This window comes from Bacillus inaquosorum KCTC 13429, from assembly GCF_000332645.1.
GTDB classification, from domain to species: domain Bacteria; phylum Bacillota; class Bacilli; order Bacillales; family Bacillaceae; genus Bacillus; species Bacillus inaquosorum.
In genome coordinates this window covers 57,327-76,139 of record NZ_AMXN01000009.1, presented here as the reverse complement: position 1 = coordinate 76,139, position 18,813 = coordinate 57,327, and the positions used below count along the sequence as shown (strand labels likewise).

The 18,813-nt window shown below is 40.8% G+C and carries 18 protein-coding genes and 1 other RNA gene; 9 read left to right on the top strand and 10 right to left on the bottom strand.

The window, feature by feature from the left end; translation table 11 throughout:
• Positions 1-15 precede the first annotated feature (15 nt).
• Entirely contained in the window at positions 16-339 is a 324-nt protein-coding gene (gene czrA, locus BSI_RS02490; RefSeq protein ID WP_003241680.1) for a Zn(II)-responsive metalloregulatory transcriptional repressor CzrA, read from the bottom strand.
• A 192-nt stretch (positions 340-531) separates the two neighbouring features.
• Here czrA and BSI_RS02495 point away from each other — a divergent pair, with 192 nt between their 5' ends.
• Entirely contained in the window at positions 532-1,209 is a 678-nt protein-coding gene (locus tag BSI_RS02495) for a lysozyme family protein (RefSeq protein ID WP_003241679.1), read from the top strand.
• 91 nt (positions 1,210-1,300) lie between these two features.
• Here the strand turns inward: BSI_RS02495 and BSI_RS02500 are convergent, their stop codons facing one another.
• Both BSI_RS02500 and BSI_RS02505 read right to left on the bottom strand, forming a co-directional pair.
• Positions 1,301-1,837: a DUF420 domain-containing protein gene (locus tag BSI_RS02500; protein ID WP_003231280.1), complete on the bottom strand. Its 537-nt coding sequence runs from the start codon at positions 1,835-1,837 to the stop codon at positions 1,301-1,303.
• Between the two features lie 137 nt (positions 1,838-1,974).
• Positions 1,975-2,757, bottom strand: coding sequence for a VLRF1 family aeRF1-type release factor (locus BSI_RS02505; RefSeq protein WP_003241677.1), 783 nt, complete (start codon positions 2,755-2,757; stop codon positions 1,975-1,977).
• Positions 2,758-2,926: 169 nt separating this feature from the next.
• Here BSI_RS02505 and BSI_RS02510 point away from each other — a divergent pair, with 169 nt between their 5' ends.
• The 5 genes from BSI_RS02510 to desR all read left to right on the top strand — a co-directional run bounded on the left by BSI_RS02510 (position 2,927) and on the right by desR (position 7,541).
• Entirely contained in the window at positions 2,927-3,424 is a 498-nt protein-coding gene (locus BSI_RS02510) for an N-acetyltransferase (RefSeq protein WP_003241676.1), read from the top strand.
• 64 nt (positions 3,425-3,488) lie between these two features.
• Positions 3,489-4,466, top strand: a complete 978-nt coding sequence (locus BSI_RS02515; protein ID WP_003241674.1) for a S66 family peptidase — start codon at positions 3,489-3,491, stop codon at positions 4,464-4,466.
• Positions 4,467-4,630: 164 nt separating this feature from the next.
• Positions 4,631-5,689, top strand: a complete 1,059-nt coding sequence (gene desA / locus BSI_RS02520; RefSeq protein ID WP_003241672.1) for a Delta(5) desaturase DesA — start codon at positions 4,631-4,633, stop codon at positions 5,687-5,689.
• A gap of 121 nt (positions 5,690-5,810) precedes the next feature.
• Positions 5,811-6,923, top strand: a complete 1,113-nt coding sequence (gene desK, locus BSI_RS02525; protein WP_003241670.1) for a two-component sensor histidine kinase DesK — start codon at positions 5,811-5,813, stop codon at positions 6,921-6,923.
• Between the two features lie 18 nt (positions 6,924-6,941).
• On the top strand, positions 6,942-7,541 hold the full coding sequence (gene desR, locus BSI_RS02530) for a two-component system response regulator DesR (RefSeq protein WP_003241669.1): 600 nt from the start codon (positions 6,942-6,944) through the stop codon (positions 7,539-7,541).
• Positions 7,542-8,446: 905 nt separating this feature from the next.
• Here desR and BSI_RS02535 read toward each other — a convergent pair.
• From BSI_RS02535 to BSI_RS02560, 7 genes are all read right to left on the bottom strand, one after another.
• Entirely contained in the window at positions 8,447-9,310 is an 864-nt protein-coding gene (locus BSI_RS02535; protein ID WP_003241667.1) for a LysM peptidoglycan-binding and 3D domain-containing protein, read from the bottom strand.
• Positions 9,311-9,557: 247 nt separating this feature from the next.
• Entirely contained in the window at positions 9,558-11,333 is a 1,776-nt protein-coding gene (recQ, locus tag BSI_RS02540; RefSeq protein WP_003241665.1) for a DNA helicase RecQ, read from the bottom strand.
• A gap of 141 nt (positions 11,334-11,474) precedes the next feature.
• A non-coding RNA gene (ssrS, locus tag BSI_RS22315) (6S RNA) lies at positions 11,475-11,661 on the bottom strand.
• A gap of 230 nt (positions 11,662-11,891) precedes the next feature.
• The gene (gene azoJ, locus BSI_RS02545; RefSeq protein WP_003241662.1) at positions 11,892-12,518 is read right to left on the bottom strand and encodes an FMN-dependent NADH-azoreductase AzoJ; all 627 of its coding nucleotides are present in this window, start codon (positions 12,516-12,518) and stop codon (positions 11,892-11,894) included.
• A 151-nt stretch (positions 12,519-12,669) separates the two neighbouring features.
• Positions 12,670-13,161 (bottom strand): TraR/DksA family transcriptional regulator, encoded by a 492-nt coding sequence (locus BSI_RS02550; RefSeq protein ID WP_003241659.1) that lies wholly within the window; start codon positions 13,159-13,161, stop codon positions 12,670-12,672.
• Between the two features lie 225 nt (positions 13,162-13,386).
• Positions 13,387-13,731, bottom strand: coding sequence for a PH domain-containing protein (locus BSI_RS02555; protein ID WP_003220141.1), 345 nt, complete (start codon positions 13,729-13,731; stop codon positions 13,387-13,389).
• 327 nt (positions 13,732-14,058) lie between these two features.
• Positions 14,059-14,262 (bottom strand): DUF6501 family protein, encoded by a 204-nt coding sequence (locus tag BSI_RS02560; RefSeq protein WP_003241656.1) that lies wholly within the window; start codon positions 14,260-14,262, stop codon positions 14,059-14,061.
• A 229-nt stretch (positions 14,263-14,491) separates the two neighbouring features.
• Between BSI_RS02560 and dhaS the strand changes: the two genes are divergently transcribed.
• The 3 genes from dhaS to BSI_RS02575 all read left to right on the top strand — a co-directional run bounded on the left by dhaS (position 14,492) and on the right by BSI_RS02575 (position 18,813).
• The gene (gene dhaS / locus BSI_RS02565; protein WP_003241654.1) at positions 14,492-15,979 is read left to right on the top strand and encodes an aldehyde dehydrogenase DhaS; all 1,488 of its coding nucleotides are present in this window, start codon (positions 14,492-14,494) and stop codon (positions 15,977-15,979) included.
• 100 nt (positions 15,980-16,079) lie between these two features.
• A complete protein-coding gene (locus BSI_RS02570; RefSeq protein WP_003241651.1) occupies positions 16,080-17,978 on the top strand; it encodes a terpene cyclase/mutase family protein in 1,899 nt (632 codons plus the stop codon).
• A complete protein-coding gene (locus tag BSI_RS02575) occupies positions 17,968-18,813 on the top strand; it encodes a superoxide dismutase (protein WP_003241649.1) in 846 nt (281 codons plus the stop codon). The genes BSI_RS02570 and BSI_RS02575 overlap by 11 nt, the downstream gene beginning before the upstream one ends.

Below are 18,813 nucleotides of genomic sequence, written 5' to 3'. Positions count from 1 at the left end.
GCAAGGGTGTCTTTTTTAATCGTGTTGTGTATGATGGATCATTTGCTGGAGAACATCTAAAACGTGTTCATCCTCCGGAGAGTAATAAATAGATGTTCCTTCTCTGCGCGATTTTACAAGCCGGAGATTTTTTAAGAATCTAAGCTGGTGGGAAACTGTGGATTGCAGTAAATTCAGCTTTTCTGCAATTCCGTTTACAGCATGTTCACCCTGGGATAATAAATGGAGAATTCTGATTCTGGTAGGATCAGAAAGCGCTTTGAATGTTTGCGCGACGAGAAACAGCGTCTCCTCGTCCAGATCAGCAGCCGCCCGTTCCGTTTCTCTAAATTCAGTCATATGTATCACCTTTCTTTATTCATAGTTTTATCTTATAACAAATGTGCTTGAGTGCAAACCAGCTTGCTCGTGTTCCAATTCAATCTCATAGTTTAAATTTATGTTTCAAATCAGGTTTTTACTTGGTCTGATATACCGTTCTGTGTCATAATAAAAAGGTCATACTGCTCCAAACATTGAGGGTGAAACACAGTGAAGAAAAAGAGAAAAGGCTGTTTCGCTGCTGCGGGTTTTATGATGATTTTTGTCTTTGTCATCGCCTCTTTTTTATTGGTCTTGCTTTTTTTCAACCGGGATTTAATCAAAAAACTTCCGATCGATACAAAAACGATTGTTTTGGAACGTTTAACCGATTATAAACCGCTGGTGGAAGACGAGCTTGAAAACCAAGGACTCTCTAATTATACATCACTCATACTTGGCATGATGTATCAGGAGTCAAAAGGAAAAGGCAATGATCCCATGCAGTCCTCTGAATCTCTGGGGTTAAAACGCAATGAGATAACAGACCCTCAACTCAGTGTTAAACAAGGCATCAAGCAATTTACCCTCATGTACAAGACCGGTAAGGAAAAAGGTGTAGATTTGGATACAATAATTCAAAGCTACAACATGGGGGCAGGTTATATTGATTTTGTAGCTGAACATGGAGGAACGCATACTGAGGAATTGGCAAAACAATACTCCGAGCAGCAAGTCAAAAAAAATCCCGAGCTGTATACTTGCGGGGGAAATGCAAATAATTTCCGCTATCCGTATTGCTACGGTGATTACACGTATGCAGAAAAAGTAAAAGAAAAAACAAAAACTGTTGAAGAATCTTTGCAGGTTGCAACACTTGAAACCATGGAATCAAAGGCTCATGAATAGGAGTCTATCAATTTACTGACAAAAGCCCAAAAACTGATTTGGGCTTTTGTCATGTTTACAAGCTCAAAAAAAGCCATACTCAGTATGGCTTTTAATAATACGGTGATATCATCAGATATACAATAACGCCTGTAAGACTTACATACAGCCATAGAGGCATTGTCCATCTGGCAATTTTTTTATGGCGCTCCACCTGCATGCTGAAGCCTCTGATCAGCGTAAACAGTGCAAGCGGCACAATGATTGCAGAAAGGCAGATATGTGTAATTAAAATAAAGAAGTAAATCGGGCGCATGATACCTTCTCCGCCATAAAGCGTATTCTCCGCAATCGAATGGTAAGTAACATAGCAAATCAAAAATAGTAATGTTGTTGTGAAAGCGGCTAAAATAAAGCGTTTATGAGCTTTGATATTTTTCTGTTTAATCATAATCAGCGCGGCCAATAAGAAGATAAATGTAAAGCTGTTGAATATCGCATTCAGCATTGGCAAAATGTGAATATTCGCATGGCTGAACTGATCTAATTTAGGCATAAAAAACAGCACTGCGATTAAACCGTTAATCAGAACTGTCAGCGTAAGGACAATCCCCGTATAATTTTTCGGTTTATTTTCTGTTTGATTCATTTGATGACCTCTCCTAATTTGTACTGGCTATCCAAATCGTATGCAAATTCAAAGAAGATGTCAACGTTTTCGATTGCTTCGTCAGAAATTAGACACACTTCAAAGGCCGGCGGCTTTCAGCCCCGGCCCTGTTAGATTTATGCCTCTTTGATCAAATGCTCAACGACCTTATATTCATTTTCATTCAGCAGGTTCTTTTGGATTTTTGAATGAATCGGTTTATTCATATGCTGATCCAAGATATCGGCCGTTTCTTTATCACCGGCGATGACCATTCGTTCCCATCTTTTTGTGGCAGCTTTTTGATCAAGATTGGCAGCCAGACGCTTATACAGTCTCGTTTGATTCTCCGTTACATGTTCCCTCATTTGGTTCTCTTCAAATGGTGCCGCTTTGTTTACAGAGGAATGGCAATTCTCCCAAGACTCATTGATGATATCATACTCATAATGCTCCACCTCCTCAATTTTACCTAAAATGGTTTCAATAATTTTCACTTCATGCTGCTGAGTTAAAATAAACGCCGTACTTGGGTACGTTTGGCGCAGATCCTTCAGCTGATCCAGAACAGCTGTTTCTTCCCAGTAAAATCTTGTTTCTACAGGGATTTGAAGTTTAATTGGTTCCCATATGCCGCTGTCAGAAACAAAAAATACGAGACTGCGGGGCATGTCTTTTCCCATTTCATTGAGGTATTGGTCAATTTTCGTTCTGATTCCATCCAGACACTTCTCTTCCTCTGGATCACTTGCTGCCAAATACTCTTTCAATCTGCCGAATCCCGACTTTAAGGCAATTTTCCATTCTCCCCCCTGCTGATCTGGATCCCTCATGTCTGTATTGAGATATAGGGAGAGAATTTTATCCGGCGGCTCCAATCGGACATACTGTAATTTCTTAATCAATGAATCAATCGCCATTCCGATTCCTCCTTTTTCACAGGTTAGTTTTCTTTTTCCTCTCTTAAAAACGGTCAAACCTTACTTTGCGCTAAATTCTAGTAATAATGGATTTGTTGTTTACAATGCCCTTCTCATCTAATACAATTGATAATTGTGTTTCTAAGCTGATTTTGAAAGGAGTTTGATCTTGTTTACTGCTGAAGAAAAAAATCGCCAAGAACTTGAAGAAGAACTAAATGATTTAGAATTTCAAATTTACCGCATGCAGGAGAATATGAAGGATCTATCTAAAGATGCCAAAGTGCTTGGTATTGATCAATCGAAACATGATGAGTGGATGATTGTTTCCTCGATTGATGATGGCCAAACATGCAAAATTATGCTTACCGATTGTAAAACGGCTTATAGAGGAAAAGGCTGTTTTTCACTTGTAGCGTCTTACAAGGACGATGTCATTCATATCGGCGACATAAAAGGCCCTCCGAATCACGGGTTTGGTTCCATTTGCATGAAATATTTAAAAGATATCGCCAGAGACCACAATATTCCGAAAGTCACCGGCGACATTGCCAAGCGGGACTGGAATCATGTAGACCGACTGATTCATTTTTATGAAAAACATCAATTCAAAGTATGCGTTGATCATGATACACAATCAGGCAGCATTAAGTGGGTTGATTTGTAAAAAAAGTCTGGAAGAATGAGCCAAGTTGTGCTGTAATGGTGTAAAACCATTGATGGAGGATTCTATGTACGCCTCAAAACTGAAAAAGGGAGACGAAATCCGGATCGTGTCTCCCGCGACCAGCATGTCTATATTATCAAATGAAGCAAAAATTCAAGCAAAAACGGCGTTAGAACGCTTAGGTTATCGGGTAACCATCGCTGAACACGCAAATGAATGTAACGAATTTGATTCATCCTCTATTGAGTCAAGAGTTCATGATCTGCACGCTGCCTTTTTCGACCCAGGTGTTAAAGCAATTTTAACGACACTCGGCGGCTTCAATTCAAATCAGCTGCTGCGTTATCTTGATTACGAGAAAATCAAACAGCATCCAAAAATTCTGTGCGGCTATTCCGATATAACGGCTCTTTGCAACGCCATTTATCAAAAAACGGGCCTTGTTACTTATTCAGGTCCCCACTTTTCAACATTTGCAATGAAAAAAGGGCTCGATTATACAAAAGAGTATTTTCTTTCTTGCTGCGCTTCGGACGATCCGTTTGAGATTCACCCTTCAAGCGAGTGGAGCGATGACCGCTGGTTTTTGGATCAAGAAAACAGGCAATTTTATCCTAATAACGGCCCTATTGTAATCCAAGAGGGTTATGCAGAAGGCACTTTGATTGGCGGAAACCTTTGCACACTTAATTTGCTGCAGGGTACGGAGTATTTTCCTGAAACAGAACATACCATTTTATTGATTGAAGATGATTATATGTCAGACATCCACATGTTTGACCGCGATCTGCAATCACTCATCCATCTTCCCTCCTTCTCAAATGTTAAGGCAATTATGATCGGCAGATTTCAGAAAGCATCAAACGTATCAATAGATCTTGTGAAAGCCATGATTGGAACAAAAAAAGAATTATCCGGCCTCCCAATCATCGCAAATATAAATGCCGGACACACCTCACCAATTGCCACGTTTCCTATAGGAGGAACATGCAGGATTGAAGCTGTTTCGGGTACATCACGAATATGGATCGATAAACATTAATCAGCTTGTAAATTTCTTTTTTACAAGCTTTTTCAGCGTAAACATTTATGCAGCCGCACGAGGACATGACAAATGTCATATATCATGCATGATGTGTGCTACTACAAAGGACTTCTCTCATTCGCGTATACTGAACTGAGACACACAATGAGAGGATACTTACTATGACCGAACAAACCATTGCACATAAACAAAAACAGCTTACAAAGCAAGTCGCCGCTTTTGCTAAGCCCGAAACAAAAAACAGCCTGATTCAGCTTTTGAACACGTTTATTCCTTTCTTCGGATTGTGGTTTCTGGCTTATTTCAGCCTCAACGTCTCCTATCTCCTTACGTTAGCATTAACAGTAATTGCCGCAGGATTTTTGACAAGAATTTTTATCATCTTCCATGACTGCTGCCATCAATCATTTTTCAAACAAAAGCGCTATAACCATATTCTCGGTTTTCTGACAGGTGTTCTGACTTTATTCCCGTATCTTCAATGGCAGCACAGCCATTCGATTCATCACGCAACAAGCAGCAACCTGGATAAACGCGGAACGGGTGACATCTGGATGTTAACAGTAAACGAATATAAAGCTGCATCCAGACGAACAAAGCTTGCTTACAGACTTTATAGAAATCCGTTTATCATGTTTATTCTCGGACCGATTTATGTTTTTCTAATCACCAACCGTTTTAACAAAAAAGGTGCAAGACGTAAGGAGCGTGTAAACACATACCTTACGAATCTGGCCATTGCGGCGTTGGCTGCTGCTTGCTGTCTGATCTTTGGCTGGCAATCGTTTTTGCTGGTGCAAGGCCCAATTTTTCTGATCTCAGGTTCAATCGGTGTGTGGCTGTTTTATGTTCAGCATACATTTGAAGATTCTTATTTTGAAGCAGATGAAAACTGGAGCTACGTTCAGGCTGCTGTGGAAGGCAGTTCGTTTTATAAACTTCCGAAACTGCTTCAATGGCTGACAGGCAATATCGGTTACCACCACGTTCATCATTTAAGTCCAAAAGTGCCTAATTATAAGCTTGAAGTTGCTCATGAACATCACGAACCATTAAAAAATGTACCGACAATCACCTTAAAAACAAGCCTGCAATCACTTGCATTCCGCCTTTGGGATGAAGATAAAAAACAATTTGTGTCATTTCGGGATATCAAACATATACCTTTCAGCCTTCCGCCTGATTCAACAGAAAAACAGAAGCTGCGGAAGAACGCCTGACAATGAAGGAGGTCTTCTCTTATACACAAGAAGGCTTCCTTTTTATTGTTCGAGGGTGCATTCTGGCTTTCGCAATGGTAAAGTTACATGTAAGATGAAAAGCAGAAAATGAGGTAATATTATGTTTAAAAAGCATTTTACATTTCAAAAACTAAGCGGGATCACGCCTTATATATGGACGATATTTTTCATCCTGCCCTTCTACTTTATATTTAAATCATCTTCTATGTTTGTTATTATCGTCGGCATCATTTTGACGCTTTTATTTTTTTCGGTATATCGGTTTGCTTTTGTCTCTAAAGGCTGGGCCATTTATTTGTGGGCGTTTTTGTTAATTGGCATTTCAACTGCCTCTATTACGCTGTTCAGTTATATTTATTTTGCTTTTTTTATCGCGTATTTTATTGGAAACATAAAGGACCGCGTTCCCTTTCATATTTTATATTACGTCCATTTAATAAGCGCAGCCGTCGCAACTAATTTCAGCCTCGTATTAAAAAAGGAATTCTTTCTGACTCAAATTCCTTTCGTCGTTATTACTCTCATCAGCGCGATTTTATTGCCCTTTAGTATAAGAATCCGCAAGGAGCGCGAACGACTGGAAGAAAAACTCGAGGATGCAAATGAACGGATTGCCGAGTTGGTGAAATTAGAAGAGCGGCAGCGAATTGCCCGCGACCTCCACGATACACTTGGGCAAAAGCTTTCTCTTATTGGTTTAAAAAGCGACTTGGCAAGAAAATTGATATACAAAGATCCTGAACAAGCAGCACGTGAACTGAAAAGTGTACAGCAAACAGCGAGAACTTCTTTAAATGAAGTAAGAAAGATCGTATCCTCTATGAAAGGCATCCGGCTCAAGGATGAACTGATCAACATCAAACAAATTCTCGAAGCAGCTGACATTACGTTTATCTATGAAGAAGAGAAATGGCCTGAAAATATCTCATTGCTTAATGAAAACATTTTGAGCATGTGCTTAAAGGAAGCTGTCACAAATGTCGTCAAACACAGTCAGGCTAAAACTTGCCGAGTTGACATTCAGCAGCTATGGAAGGAAGTTGTCATTACAGTGTCTGACGATGGAACATTCCAAGGAGAAGAAAAATTCTATTCAAAAGGTCATGGCTTACTCGGTATGAGAGAACGGCTTGAATTTGCAAACGGGAGCCTTCACATCGATACTAAAAACGGCACCCGGCTTACCATGGCAATTCCTAATAACTCAAAATAAACAAAAAGGATGACTTACATGATTAGTATATTTATTGCGGAAGATCAGCAAATGCTGCTGGGCGCTTTAGGATCACTTCTAAACTTAGAAGACGATATGGAAGTCGTAGGCAAAGGTTCAACCGGTCAAGATGCTGTTGATTTTGTCAAAAAACATGAGCCTGATGTATGCATTATGGACATTGAAATGCCCGGAAAAACAGGACTTGAAGCTGCTGAGGAGTTAAAGGATACAGGCTGCAAAATTATTATCTTAACCACCTTTGCCAGACCTGGCTACTTTCAGAGAGCCATTAAAGCAGGCGTTAAAGGCTATTTGTTAAAAGACAGTCCGAGCGAAGAACTCGCAAGCGCCATTCGAAGCGTCATGAACGGAAAACGCATCTATGCACCTGAGCTGATGGAGGACATGTACAGCGAAGCTAACCCTCTTACAGATAGGGAAAAAGAAGTGCTTGAACTTGTGGCTGACGGTAAAAACACAAAAGAAATCGCTCAGGAACTCAGCATCAAAAGCGGGACGGTGCGAAATTATATCTCAATGATTCTGGAAAAGCTTGAAGTGAAAAACCGAATTGAAGCCATTACTCGGTCAAAGGAAAAAGGCTGGTTTAAATAAAAAGGATCTTGGCTGATGCCAAGATCCTTTTTGTAACCCCAGCTTTACGTGTTTCAAGGTGTTAGATTCTCTTGCGGATTGTGATCGAGTTTATATTCTGTCAGAAGCTAACAGCCACTGAAAATGGAAAAAGTACGGCAAGGATGTATAGAAAATAAATGTGTTCTAAATAGATTTTTGATAAGCCGTATAAAACAATATTGTTTTTAAGAAACCGATGACGACTGCTGCTAATATCGGCACTTTTAAAAGCCGTATATCTCTTGAACATAGCTGTATAGCCCTTGTGGGCGTATAGTGCAATCCTATCGATACAATCCCAAGAACTGCAACGAAAAGCCGCCCTGTTTTGATGAGACAAGTTCATCTGCATGTTACATATACCGAGTTGTATGTGTCCAGAGTAAACATGCTCATGGTAATAGCTTAATATCGCGGCGAATACATTATGGCAATAAATCGGCAATCGGCGGAGACTATACACTGTCAGCGTTCTCAATTCAGCCCCATAAATTGAAAGGCAAGCACTCCGGGGACGAGTAACTAAAAGCGCCGATGAGTTTAAAGAAACCCTCTAAAAGAGCGCCCTTTTGTCCTTCAGCTAAATTTTTTTCGCTCCTAATGCCTGCAGAACGATCGCTTGGTTACCAGCCCTATAAATTGACTAATAGCCCTATAATCGTCGGCCACTGCACACCTTCCGAATTGCTGATATCAATTGAATTGAGTTTTTCAGTATGGAAAGCCGTCAGTTGAGCTTAGTCCTTCCTCCAATAAAACCTATTTATTACACGTGAAAACATCGGGACCACTTTTCTTTTATCAGCATATGATATAAACATCTCTAAACAGAACGAAAAAAGACACAAGCCAAAAGCTCGCGTCTTTTCTCACAATCTATATGATTAGTTTAAGATTTTTACATTTACAGTTTTGACGCCCCAATTAGATGCATCACTTTTATTTGGTACAAATACGTCGATTTTATTTCCTTTAATAGCGCCGCCAGTGTCTGCTGCTGTTGCTTCACCATAGCCTTCAACATAGACTTTAGAACCTAGTGGAATCACATTAGGATCAACCGCGATGACTTTCGCGTTCGGGTTCTTATTTAAGTCGATGCCTGTTGCCGTAACGCCGGAAATGCCGCCGTCGTTAGCAGTGTAAGCAGTAGCAGTAACTGTTAGTTCTTTTGAAGCTTCTTGATTATTTGTATTTGATTGAACAGCCTTCTCTTCTGTGTTAACAGAAGTTTCTGCCTCAGCCTTTGTTTCTTGTTTAGGTTGCTGTTGTACAGCTTCTTGTTTAGGTTGCTCTTTTTGCACAGCCTCTTGTTTTGGTGCAGTTTGAGGTGCGCTTGTTTGCGCATTCTCAGTAACTGTGTTTGCTGCTGTTGCCTGACCTTTTACTGAAAGTGTAGATCCAGCATAGATCATATCAGAGCTTAGGTTATTCCAAACTTTCAGGTTGTTGACTGTCGTACCGAATTTTTGAGCAATCTTAGAAAGCGTATCTCCCGCTTTAATTGTATATTGCCCAGAAGTGGTTGTTTCTTCTGAAGAAATGGTCAGTTTTTCTCCTGCAAAGATTTTATCAGAAGTTAACTTGTTCCATTCTTTTAGGTCCTTTAGGTTCACTCCGTTTTTCTGAGAGATTCCCCAGAGCGTATCACCCTTTTGCACCGTGATTTCTTTTGCAGAAGCGTGAGCTCCGAATGCAGTTGTTGAAAGTGCAGCAACTGCTACAAAGGACATAATCGTCTTCTTCATAAGTAAATCCTCCCTTGTTAGCTTTTTATTGGCGGCTAACAGGTGATATCGTAACACACGTAAATGTCAAATCAATAACAAAAAGATATGATTTAGATTACAGTTCCTTTACATGAAGGATTTCTCTGTGTTGGAAAGACTTGCTGAACCCTTGATATAATAGGCTTCGCAAGTCTTTTTGATTTGAACCAAAAAAGAGAAAATAAAATGTGTTTTTTATAGAAAAAAAGGTTGATTTTCTTTTTTTTTAGTCTGTCATCCCTGCATAAGCTTGTATTTCTTGTAAAAAAAGCCGGCCGTATTTTGCTCTTTTTTGTTCTCCGACGCCTTTTATAGACAAAAGTTCCTCATCATTTGCTGGCTGTTTGCCTGACATTTCTTTTAACGTTTGGTCAGAAAAAACGACAAAAGGCGGAACCCCCTGCTCTGCCGCAATTTCTTTGCGAACCATGCGCAATCGTTCAAACAACTCGTCATTTTCAGTAATCGCAACCGCTTTTAATGCTTCTTTTCTCGTTACTGATAATTCTCCTTTCAGCACATTCCTTCCTTTACTGCTGACAAAAAGAGTCGGAAATGTTCCGTCTGACATCCTGATGAAATCGTCAGAAATAAGAAATTCAATAAAATCACTGATTTCCCCTACTGATTGGTGTTTTAATATCCCGTATGTTGAGAGGTCGGAAAAGCCATTTTCAAGAACTTTTTTATTTTTAGAGCCGGCGAGCACCTGGGCAACCATCGTCTTGCCAAACCGTTCTTTCATGCGAATGATACAAGATAAGACCATTTGCGCCTCCCGTGTCACATCATGGGCCGTCCTTGTATCAGTGCAGTTTCCGCACTGTCCGCACGCATCAGGCTCCTTTTCTCCGAAATACATAAGGATAAAACGCTGCAGACAATCTTCCGTGTGACAATAGTCGACCATTTGTCTCAGCTTTTTTAAATCCTGCTTTTGTTTCTCTTCATGTTCTGATTGTTCAATTAAAAAACGCTGCACCATAATATCCTGCGGTGAAAACAGGAGAACACATTCGCTGTCAAGACCGTCCCGCCCAGCTCGTCCAGCCTCTTGATAGTAGCTTTCCATATCTTTCGGAATTTGTGCATGCAGAACAAATCTGATATTTGATTTATCAATGCCCATTCCAAAAGCAGACGTTGCCACCATCACTTGCAGCTCATCATTAAGAAACCTTTCCTGCTGATCTTTTCTGACATCATCAGCCAAGCCTCCGTGATACCGGCCTGCACTGATCTGATTTCGTTTCAATCTCTCATAAATCCGATCAGCTTCTTTTCTGGTCGCTGTATAGACAATGCCAGCTTCATGTTTGTTCTTTTGCACATATTCATCAATAAAACGATCCTTATTTTCTCCTTTTGCTACTTTAAAGGTTAAATTATCACGGGAAAATCCGGTATATACCGTGTTTTCTTTTTGAATATGCAGCTGTTTGCAAATATCCTCATGAACCTCGGGTGTTGCTGTTGCTGTTAATGCCATGATGACAGGTTTGTCATGTAATTCTCGGAACAAAATTTCAATATTTCTGTAGCTGGGCCTAAAATCGTGGCCCCATTGAGAAATACAGTGCGCCTCGTCTATTGCGACCAAAGGAACATCAATGCTCTGCAAAATCCGAATAAACTCCGTAGACGTTAATCGCTCCGGTGTAATGTAAAAAAGCTTATAAGCCGCTTCTTTGAGCCCGTTCAGCCTCTCATATATTTCCTGATTGGATTGTGTGCTGTTAATGTAGGCGGCGTTAATCCCCGCTTCTTCCAACGCATCTACTTGATCCTTCATCAAGGAAATCAAAGGCGAAATGACGATCGTTGTCCCTTCAAACATCAGTGCCGGGATTTGATAGCAAATCGATTTGCCTCCTCCCGTCGGCATAATGCAGACCGTGTTTTGCCTTTCTTCCGTCACCGAGCGGATCGCTTCCTCCTGGCCGATGCGGAGCTTTTCATAACCGAAATAATGGGCCAGAAGGGATTGGGCTCTATGTAACATAACGTGTAAACCTCGCTTTTCCTTGAATTTCTCCCATCATATCATAAAAAAGCGGCCATCATTTCTTTCACACAGAAATTGAATTTTCACTATACCTACCTTTTTTAGATAAAATAAAAAGCCATTTCCAAAAAGGAAATGGCTTTCGCTACGTCTTGCCGTATGCAAGTAAGAAAGTTTTAAACCACCACTCCTCAAAGTGGGTGTTTGCAGAAACGTTCCTGTCGTCCTCTGCAATGGAGGCATGACATTCCGGCTTCGATATAAAACTCCCTATTACAGCTTAAAGGTTAAAACTTAATTAACAATACGCACAAAGTAGCTTCTTTTATATAGTACATCATCAGTCGTTTTTTATCAAGGGGTCAGAACAATTGTTTAGAAAAACTTTTTTTCAGCCATTAAAACTGTTATTTCGCTATTATATCTGATAATTCGACAAACAAAAAATATATCAAAATAGAAAAACAGCCATCATAGCGAAAAGGAATGATCACTTTCTTCTATATAATATGTATACAAAAAACTCCTATCGCATGGATAGGAGTTTTGACTTGATTAGAATTTTACAGCAAGATCTTTTGCTTCTTGTAAACCTTTTTCAATGATGTCTTGTGCTTGATCAGGCGCTGCATTATGTCCTTCGATGACAACTGTTTGCAAGTCTTGAACACCCCAGAAACCAATAACAGTTTTCATGAAGTTTAATGACATTTCAAGTGCAGCCATTGGTCCTTCAGAATAAACGCCGCCGCGAGCGTTAAGAAGCACAACTTTTTTGCCACCCATTAAACCAACTGGTCCTTCTTGTGTGTATTTGAAAGTAACGCCTGCGCGAGACAGGTAATCAATATAAGTATGAAGCACTGCCGGCACTGTGAAGTTCCAAAGCGGGAATGCGAAAACAACTTTGTCAGCTTTTACAAACTGATTCAGATATTTGTCAGCAATTGCAGCTTGTTTTTTCTCTTCTTCTGTCATTTCCATTCCTTGGCCTGCTTTAAATGTTCCGTTAATCATATCTCTTCCAAGGTAAGGAAGGTTTTCTTTATGAAGATCTAATTCAACCACTTCATCATTAGGGTTGTTTTCTTTATAAGCAGCTAAGAAAGTTTCGTAAAGTTTAGTTGAAACGCCTTCTTCAGCTGTACGGTCGCTTGATTTTACAAATAATACTGTAGACATTTGTATTTCCTCCCGGTAAACTTTTTATATTTACTTACAAATAGTATGTTACTTTCTTTTTTACTCGAAGTCAATCACTTTATTTTGAATATGAGATTTTTTTTCAAAAAAAAGCAAGTACACCTAATATCGGTGTACTTGCTTATCATTTTTACTTTGAATCTTGTTCACGATCCAAAATCTCATACGTCTGTGAGCTTTTTTGATCAACTGTTTCTTTATTGGATAGATCCTTTACCTGTTCATGAAACTCTCTTTCAAATGACGGAGCATCTGTCTCTAATTCATCCTCCATATCAGCTTGAGCTTCAACTGTCATTCTTGCATAAGGAACAGCTTCGAGCCTTTCGTAGGGAATGTCTTGGCCAGTTTTTTCACACACTCCGTAAGTTCCGTCTTTCATCTTTTGTAATGCATGGTTGACCTCCTCTAACAGCTCCCGGTCTATTTCTCTCACCGTTTGGTCTGTCATCCGGTCTGTGACGAGCGTTCCGTGATCTGCCATGTGGTTGTCAACCCCATTTGAAAGCTCCCCCACTTCTTCCGTCATTGATTCTGTTTCCTTTTTCTCGTCAGATAATTCTTTTTGCATATCGAGCAATTTATGGTAGAGATGCTGTGTTTGTTCTTTTGTCAGTGACATGTGTATCCTCTCCTTTCTATCCTGTTTCCCGTTTCGCCCTCTGTCAAACATGGGAACTTTGATGGAAAGTTGAGCTACTGTCTTTTTGAACGGATTGTAATGTGGGATTTCTAAGGCGCATTTTGTCCTTCTTAGTCGTGTAAACAGAACGAGCATGTGCGCATTGCTCTGTATTTATATAAAAAAAAGCCTAACCATTTTTTGAACGGCTGGCTCGTCAAATATTCAGCTGCACAAATGCTTTGTCAGCACCGCTTGAACTTCGCTTAAATCGGTGTCTTTTGCAAATTCTAATTCAAAGGTTTTGCTTCTTGTCATCAGTAAAAGCCCAGTGTCTGGATCAAACATGCCCGCTTCTTGGATCGCAAAGCTTTCAATTGTTTTATATGGAAGAAATACACGAACTTTCTTTTTAGAAAACATTTTATTGTCAAAGAAAATAATCCGTTTATTTGTAAAGCAAATTTGGTCAACCCGGAGCTTATAAATCGATTCTATTCTTTCCCCTTCAACGAGCAAAGCTTCAAGCTTCTTTGCGTCCGTTGATCTGCTAACAGAAAAAATACCCAATGAAGAACCCCTCTTTCTGCGTTTATCTATTTGTTTTATCATTCATTACATAAAAATAAGTCCTTTATCCCTATATAAGAATACGACATAGAAGACATTTAAACCATTACGAACAGATTACATTTTTCAAATTTTTGATTTGTTTTTCGTCTTTTAAGCTGTTGTCATCAAGTAATACGCACGTTTAGAGAAAAAAGTTTCAATATTCAGCAATATTTTTTAAAAAGGTTTTAAAGTTTTTATTGATTTTGTTTTATTTTTCCTGTTTTAACCATAAAAAACCGCAGCTCAGCTGCGGTTTTTTATATCCTCGGCTATATTCAGGCATTAAACCTCTTCGAAGTATTCTTTATAATAGCCGCCGACTTTATTCGTATTGTCGATCACAAATAGAAACTCCTCTGTTTCATTTTTCACTTCATATTCTTTTCCCGGAGTTAAAACGCGGTTCACGATATATTTTTTTGCGTTTGTCTGCACACATTTTACCTTTTTGATTGTTTCTTTTTCAAGCCAATTGTTATGAATCATGATGAAATCTCCTTTACTTATCTATAAGCTTATTGTAGCTTTTTTCTTTTGTAAATTGCAATATCGGTTATTCATTGATTTTGCCTTGTTTTCTATTATAGAATGTTTGTATACGCTTACTCTTACTGTAAATAACACAGCTTATTTCTGCTATTCAATCAAGGAATTAATGTGCTATCACCAAGAATCTCAAAACAGACCATAAAAATTGACTGGAGGTTTGTTACGGATGAGTTCTTTAACGATGCAAGTGACGAAAAGGCTGGAGACATTTTTACAGGGAACAAAGAAGCTTTATATTGATGGAAAGTTTGTTCCGAGTGCCTCAGGGGCAACCTTTGATACTCCCAACCCGGCAACCGGCGAAACCTTGATGACGCTGTATGAAGCCCAGGCTGCGGATGTGGACAAAGCGGTTAAAGCTGCCCGGAAAGCCTTTGACCAAGGCGAATGGAGAACAATGTCTCCAGCTTCGAGAAGCAGACTGATGTATAAGCTGGCAGACTTAATGGAAGAGCATAAAACTGAGCTTGCTCAGCTTGAAACACTCGATAACGGTAAACCGATAAATGAAACGACTAATGGAGATATTCCGCTGGCTATTGAGCATATGCGCTATTACGCCGGCTGGTGCACAAAAATAACAGGACAGACGATCCCAGTTTCCGGCGCCTATTTTAATTATACGCGCCATGAGCCTGTCGGCGTCGTCGGCCAGATCATCCCATGGAATTTCCCCCTCCTGATGGCGATGTGGAAAATGGGTGCGGCTCTTGCAACAGGCTGTACAATCGTGCTCAAACCCGCTGAACAAACGCCGCTTTCAGCTCTTTATTTAGCTGAATTAATTGACCAAGCCGGTTTCCCTGACGGTGTAATCAATATCATTCCGGGATTCGGTGAAGATGCGGGAGAAGCGCTGACGAACCACGAAGCGGTTGATAAAATTGCCTTTACCGGTTCCACTGAAATCGGAAAGAAAATCATGTCTACCGCTGCGAAAAGCATTAAGCGTGTTACATTGGAGCTGGGCGGAAAATCACCTAATATTCTTCTGCCGGATGCCAATTTGAAAAAAGCGATCCCAGGCGCTTTAAACGGTGTGATGTTTAACCAAGGCCAAGTCTGCTGTGCGGGCTCGCGCGTTTTCATTCATAAAGACCAATACGATGAAGTTGTTAATGAGATGGTGTCCTATGCTGAATCACTTCGCCAAGGAGCGGGCCTTCATAAAGATACACAAATCGGGCCTCTCGTGAGCAAGGAACAGCACGAACGCGTTCTTTCCTATATTCAAAAAGGAAAAGATGAAGGAGCAAAAGCAGTGACTGGCGGAAGCTGTCCTTTTGAAGAAGGATATTTTGTCGCACCGACTGTGTTTGCGAATGTTGAAGATGAGATGACCATCGCAAAAGAAGAAATTTTCGGACCGGTGCTGACTGCCATTCCGTACGAAACAGTCGATGAAGTCATTGAACGAGCAAATCATTCAGAATATGGACTCGCGGCCGGTCTATGGACAGAGAACGTCAAGCAGGCCCACTATATCGCGGACCGTCTTCAAGCGGGAACCATCTGGGTTAACTGCTATAATGTGTTTGACGCGGCGTCTCCGTTCGGCGGTTATAAACAGTCGGGACTCGGAAGAGAAATGGGATCCTATGCCTTAGATAACTACACAGAAGTCAAAAGTGTATGGATTAATCTCGAAGATTAACATGCATGTCAAAAAAACTGCTGCCTGCCAGCAGTTTTTTTCTTTCTGTAATGGCGGTAAAAAACGCTGAATATATATGCTTCTGAAGGAGTTGAGCGTGATGGGCACACTTCAGGAGAAAGTGAGGCGTTATCAAAAGAAAACCATTGCAGAGTTAAGAGACAGGCAAAACGCTGACGGTTCGTGGACATTTTGCTTTGAAGGACCAATCATGACAAATTCCTTTTTTATTTTGCTCCTCACCTCACTTGATGATGGGGAGAATGAAAAAGAACTGATATCAGCGCTGGCAGCGGGCATTCGCGAAAAACAGCAGTCCGACGGCACATTTATCAATTATCCCGATGAAACGAGCGGAAATATAACGGCTACCGTCCAAGGATATGTCGGGATGCTGGCTTCAGGATGTTTTCACAGATCTGACCCGCACATGAGAAAGGCTGAACAATTTATCATTTCACATGGCGGCCTGAAACATGTTCATTTCATGACAAAATGGATGCTTGCCGCGAACGGGCTGTACCCTTGGCCTGTTTTGTATTTACCATTATCACTCATGGCGCTCCCCCCAACATTACCGGTTCATTTCTATCAGTTCAGCGCATATGCCCGAATTCATTTTGCTCCTATGGCTGTAACACTCAATCAGCGATTTGTTCTTAAAAACCGCAATATTCCATCTCTTCATCATCTCGATCCGCACATGACAAAAAACCCTTTCACTTGGCTTCGATCCGATGCTTTTGAAGAAAGAGATCTCACGTCTATATTGTCACATTGGAAACGCATTTTTCATGCACCATTTGCTTTTCAGCAGCTGGGCTTACAGACAGCTAAAACGTATATGCTGGACCGGATTGAAAAAGACGGAACATTATACAGCTATGCGAGCGCAACCATATTTATGGTTTACAGCCTTCTATCACTTGGCGTGTCGCGCCACTCTTCTATCATTAGGAGAGCAATTAAAGGCATCAAATCGCTAGTGACAGAGTGCAGCCGGATTCCTTATCTTGAAAACTCTACTTCAACTGTTTGGGATACTGCTCTGATCAGCTATGCCCTTCAAAAAAACGGCGTGGCCGAAACAGACAGCTCTATTACAAAAGCATCCGCCTTTTTGCTAGAACGACAGCATACCAAAATAGCAGATTGGTCTGTCAAAAATCCGGACGTACCTCCCGGCGGCTGGGGATTTTCAAACATCAATACAAATAACCCTGACTGTGATGACACTGCAGCCGTATTAAAAGCGATACCCCGCAGTTATTCTCCTTCAGCTTGGGAGCGAGGATTGTCTTGGCTTTTATCAATGCAAAACAATGACGGCGGATTTTCTGCTTTTGAAAAAAATGTGAACCATCCTCTGATCCGCCTTCTCCCGCTTGAATCCGCCGAGGACGCGGCAGTTGACCCTTCAACCGCCGACCTCACCGGACGTGTGTTGCACTTTTTAGGCGAGAAAGCCGGTTTTACAGAGAAACATCAACATATTCAGCGCGCTGTGAACTGGCTTTTCGAACATCAAGAACAAAATGGGTCTTGGTACGGGAGATGGGGGGTTTGCTACATTTACGGCACATGGGCTGCTCTAACAGGTTTGCATGCCTGCGGGGTTAACCGAAAGCACCCTGCTATACAAAAGGCCCTGTGCTGGCTCAAGTCCATACAGCTTGATGACGGCAGCTGGGGAGAATCCTGCAAAAGCGCCGAAATCAAAACGTACGTATCGCTGCATAGAGGAACCATTGTACAAACGTCCTGGGCTTTAGACGCTTTGCTCACTTACGAAAATCCCGAACACCCATCTATTGTGAAAGGTATGCAATACCTTACTGACAGCAGTTCTCATGGCGCCGATAGTCTGGCCTATCCAGCAGGAATCGGATTGCCAAAGCAATTTTATATCCGCTATCACAGCTATCCATATGTATTCTCTTTGCTGGCTGTCGGGAAGTATTTGAATGCTATTGAAAAGGAGACAGCAAATGAAACGTGAATCTTATCAAACGGAGATGTTCAATTGGTGCGAAACCCTGAAGGATCAGATTCAAAAACGAGGACAGCTTGATCAGTTTGAAGATCAAATCGACAAGATGATTGAAGCACTAGAAGATGATCAAACAACAGAAGAAGATTGGTATAATCAGGCTGCTGCCCTTTATCGGGATATTACAGAATCAGATGATACAAGTGAAAGACGCGCTTATGTCCCTATAGGGAAACATGTGCTGCCAAAGCTTCCGTACAAATATTCCGCCTTAGAGCCTTATATTTCACGCGAGATTATGGTCCTTCATCATACGAAGCATCATCAAAGCTATGTTGACGGTCTGAACAAAGCAGAATTAGAGCTTAAGAAAGCGAGAGCATCAAAGAATTTTGATTTGGTCATTCATTGGGAAAGAGAGCTTGCATTCCATGGAGCAGGCCATTATTTGCACAGTATTTTCTGGTTTTCAATGCATCCAAACGGAAAAAGGCGTCCTACGGGCGCATTGTTCCAAATGATTGATCTTTCATTTGGAAGCTATTCCGCTTTTAAAGAACATTTCACGCAGGCCGCTAAAAAAGTAGAAGGTGTCGGCTGGGCCATTTTGGTCTGGGCACCTCGATCGGGACGGTTGGAGATTTTAACGGCAGAAAAGCACCAGCATTTCAGCCAATGGGATGTGATCCCTCTTTTACCGCTTGATGTATGGGAACATGCCTACTATTTGCAATATAAAAATGACCGGGCGAGCTACGTTGAACATTGGTGGAATGTCGTGGATTGGCGCGAGGCAGAAAAACGTTTTGAGCAAGCAAAAGAAGTTGTTTGGAAACTCTATTAA

Bases quoted from the DNA above. Each gene is read 5' to 3' on its own strand.
- recQ (WP_003241665.1), bottom strand. From the start codon at position 11,333: ATGTTACATAGAGCCCAATCCCTTCTGGCCCATTATTTCGGTTATGAA.
- azoJ (WP_003241662.1), bottom strand. From the start codon at position 12,518: ATGTCTACAGTATTATTTGTAAAATCAAGCGACCGTACAGCTGAAGAA.
- BSI_RS02560 (WP_003241656.1), bottom strand. From the start codon at position 14,262: ATGATTCATAACAATTGGCTTGAAAAAGAAACAATCAAAAAGGTAAAA.
- BSI_RS02505 (WP_003241677.1), bottom strand. From the start codon at position 2,757: ATGGCGATTGATTCATTGATTAAGAAATTACAGTATGTCCGATTGGAG.
- desK (WP_003241670.1), top strand. From the start codon at position 5,811: ATGTTTAAAAAGCATTTTACATTTCAAAAACTAAGCGGGATCACGCCT.
- BSI_RS02550 (WP_003241659.1), bottom strand. From the start codon at position 13,161: ATGTCACTGACAAAAGAACAAACACAGCATCTCTACCATAAATTGCTC.
- BSI_RS02570 (WP_003241651.1), top strand. From the start codon at position 16,080: ATGGGCACACTTCAGGAGAAAGTGAGGCGTTATCAAAAGAAAACCATT.
- czrA (WP_003241680.1), bottom strand. From the start codon at position 339: ATGACTGAATTTAGAGAAACGGAACGGGCGGCTGCTGATCTGGACGAG.
- BSI_RS02500 (WP_003231280.1), bottom strand. From the start codon at position 1,837: ATGAATCAAACAGAAAATAAACCGAAAAATTATACGGGGATTGTCCTT.
- BSI_RS02535 (WP_003241667.1), bottom strand. From the start codon at position 9,310: ATGAAGAAGACGATTATGTCCTTTGTAGCAGTTGCTGCACTTTCAACA.
- desA (WP_003241672.1), top strand. From the start codon at position 4,631: ATGACCGAACAAACCATTGCACATAAACAAAAACAGCTTACAAAGCAA.
- BSI_RS02515 (WP_003241674.1), top strand. From the start codon at position 3,489: ATGTACGCCTCAAAACTGAAAAAGGGAGACGAAATCCGGATCGTGTCT.
- dhaS (WP_003241654.1), top strand. From the start codon at position 14,492: ATGAGTTCTTTAACGATGCAAGTGACGAAAAGGCTGGAGACATTTTTA.
- desR (WP_003241669.1), top strand. From the start codon at position 6,942: ATGATTAGTATATTTATTGCGGAAGATCAGCAAATGCTGCTGGGCGCT.
- BSI_RS02575 (WP_003241649.1), top strand. From the start codon at position 17,968: ATGAAACGTGAATCTTATCAAACGGAGATGTTCAATTGGTGCGAAACC.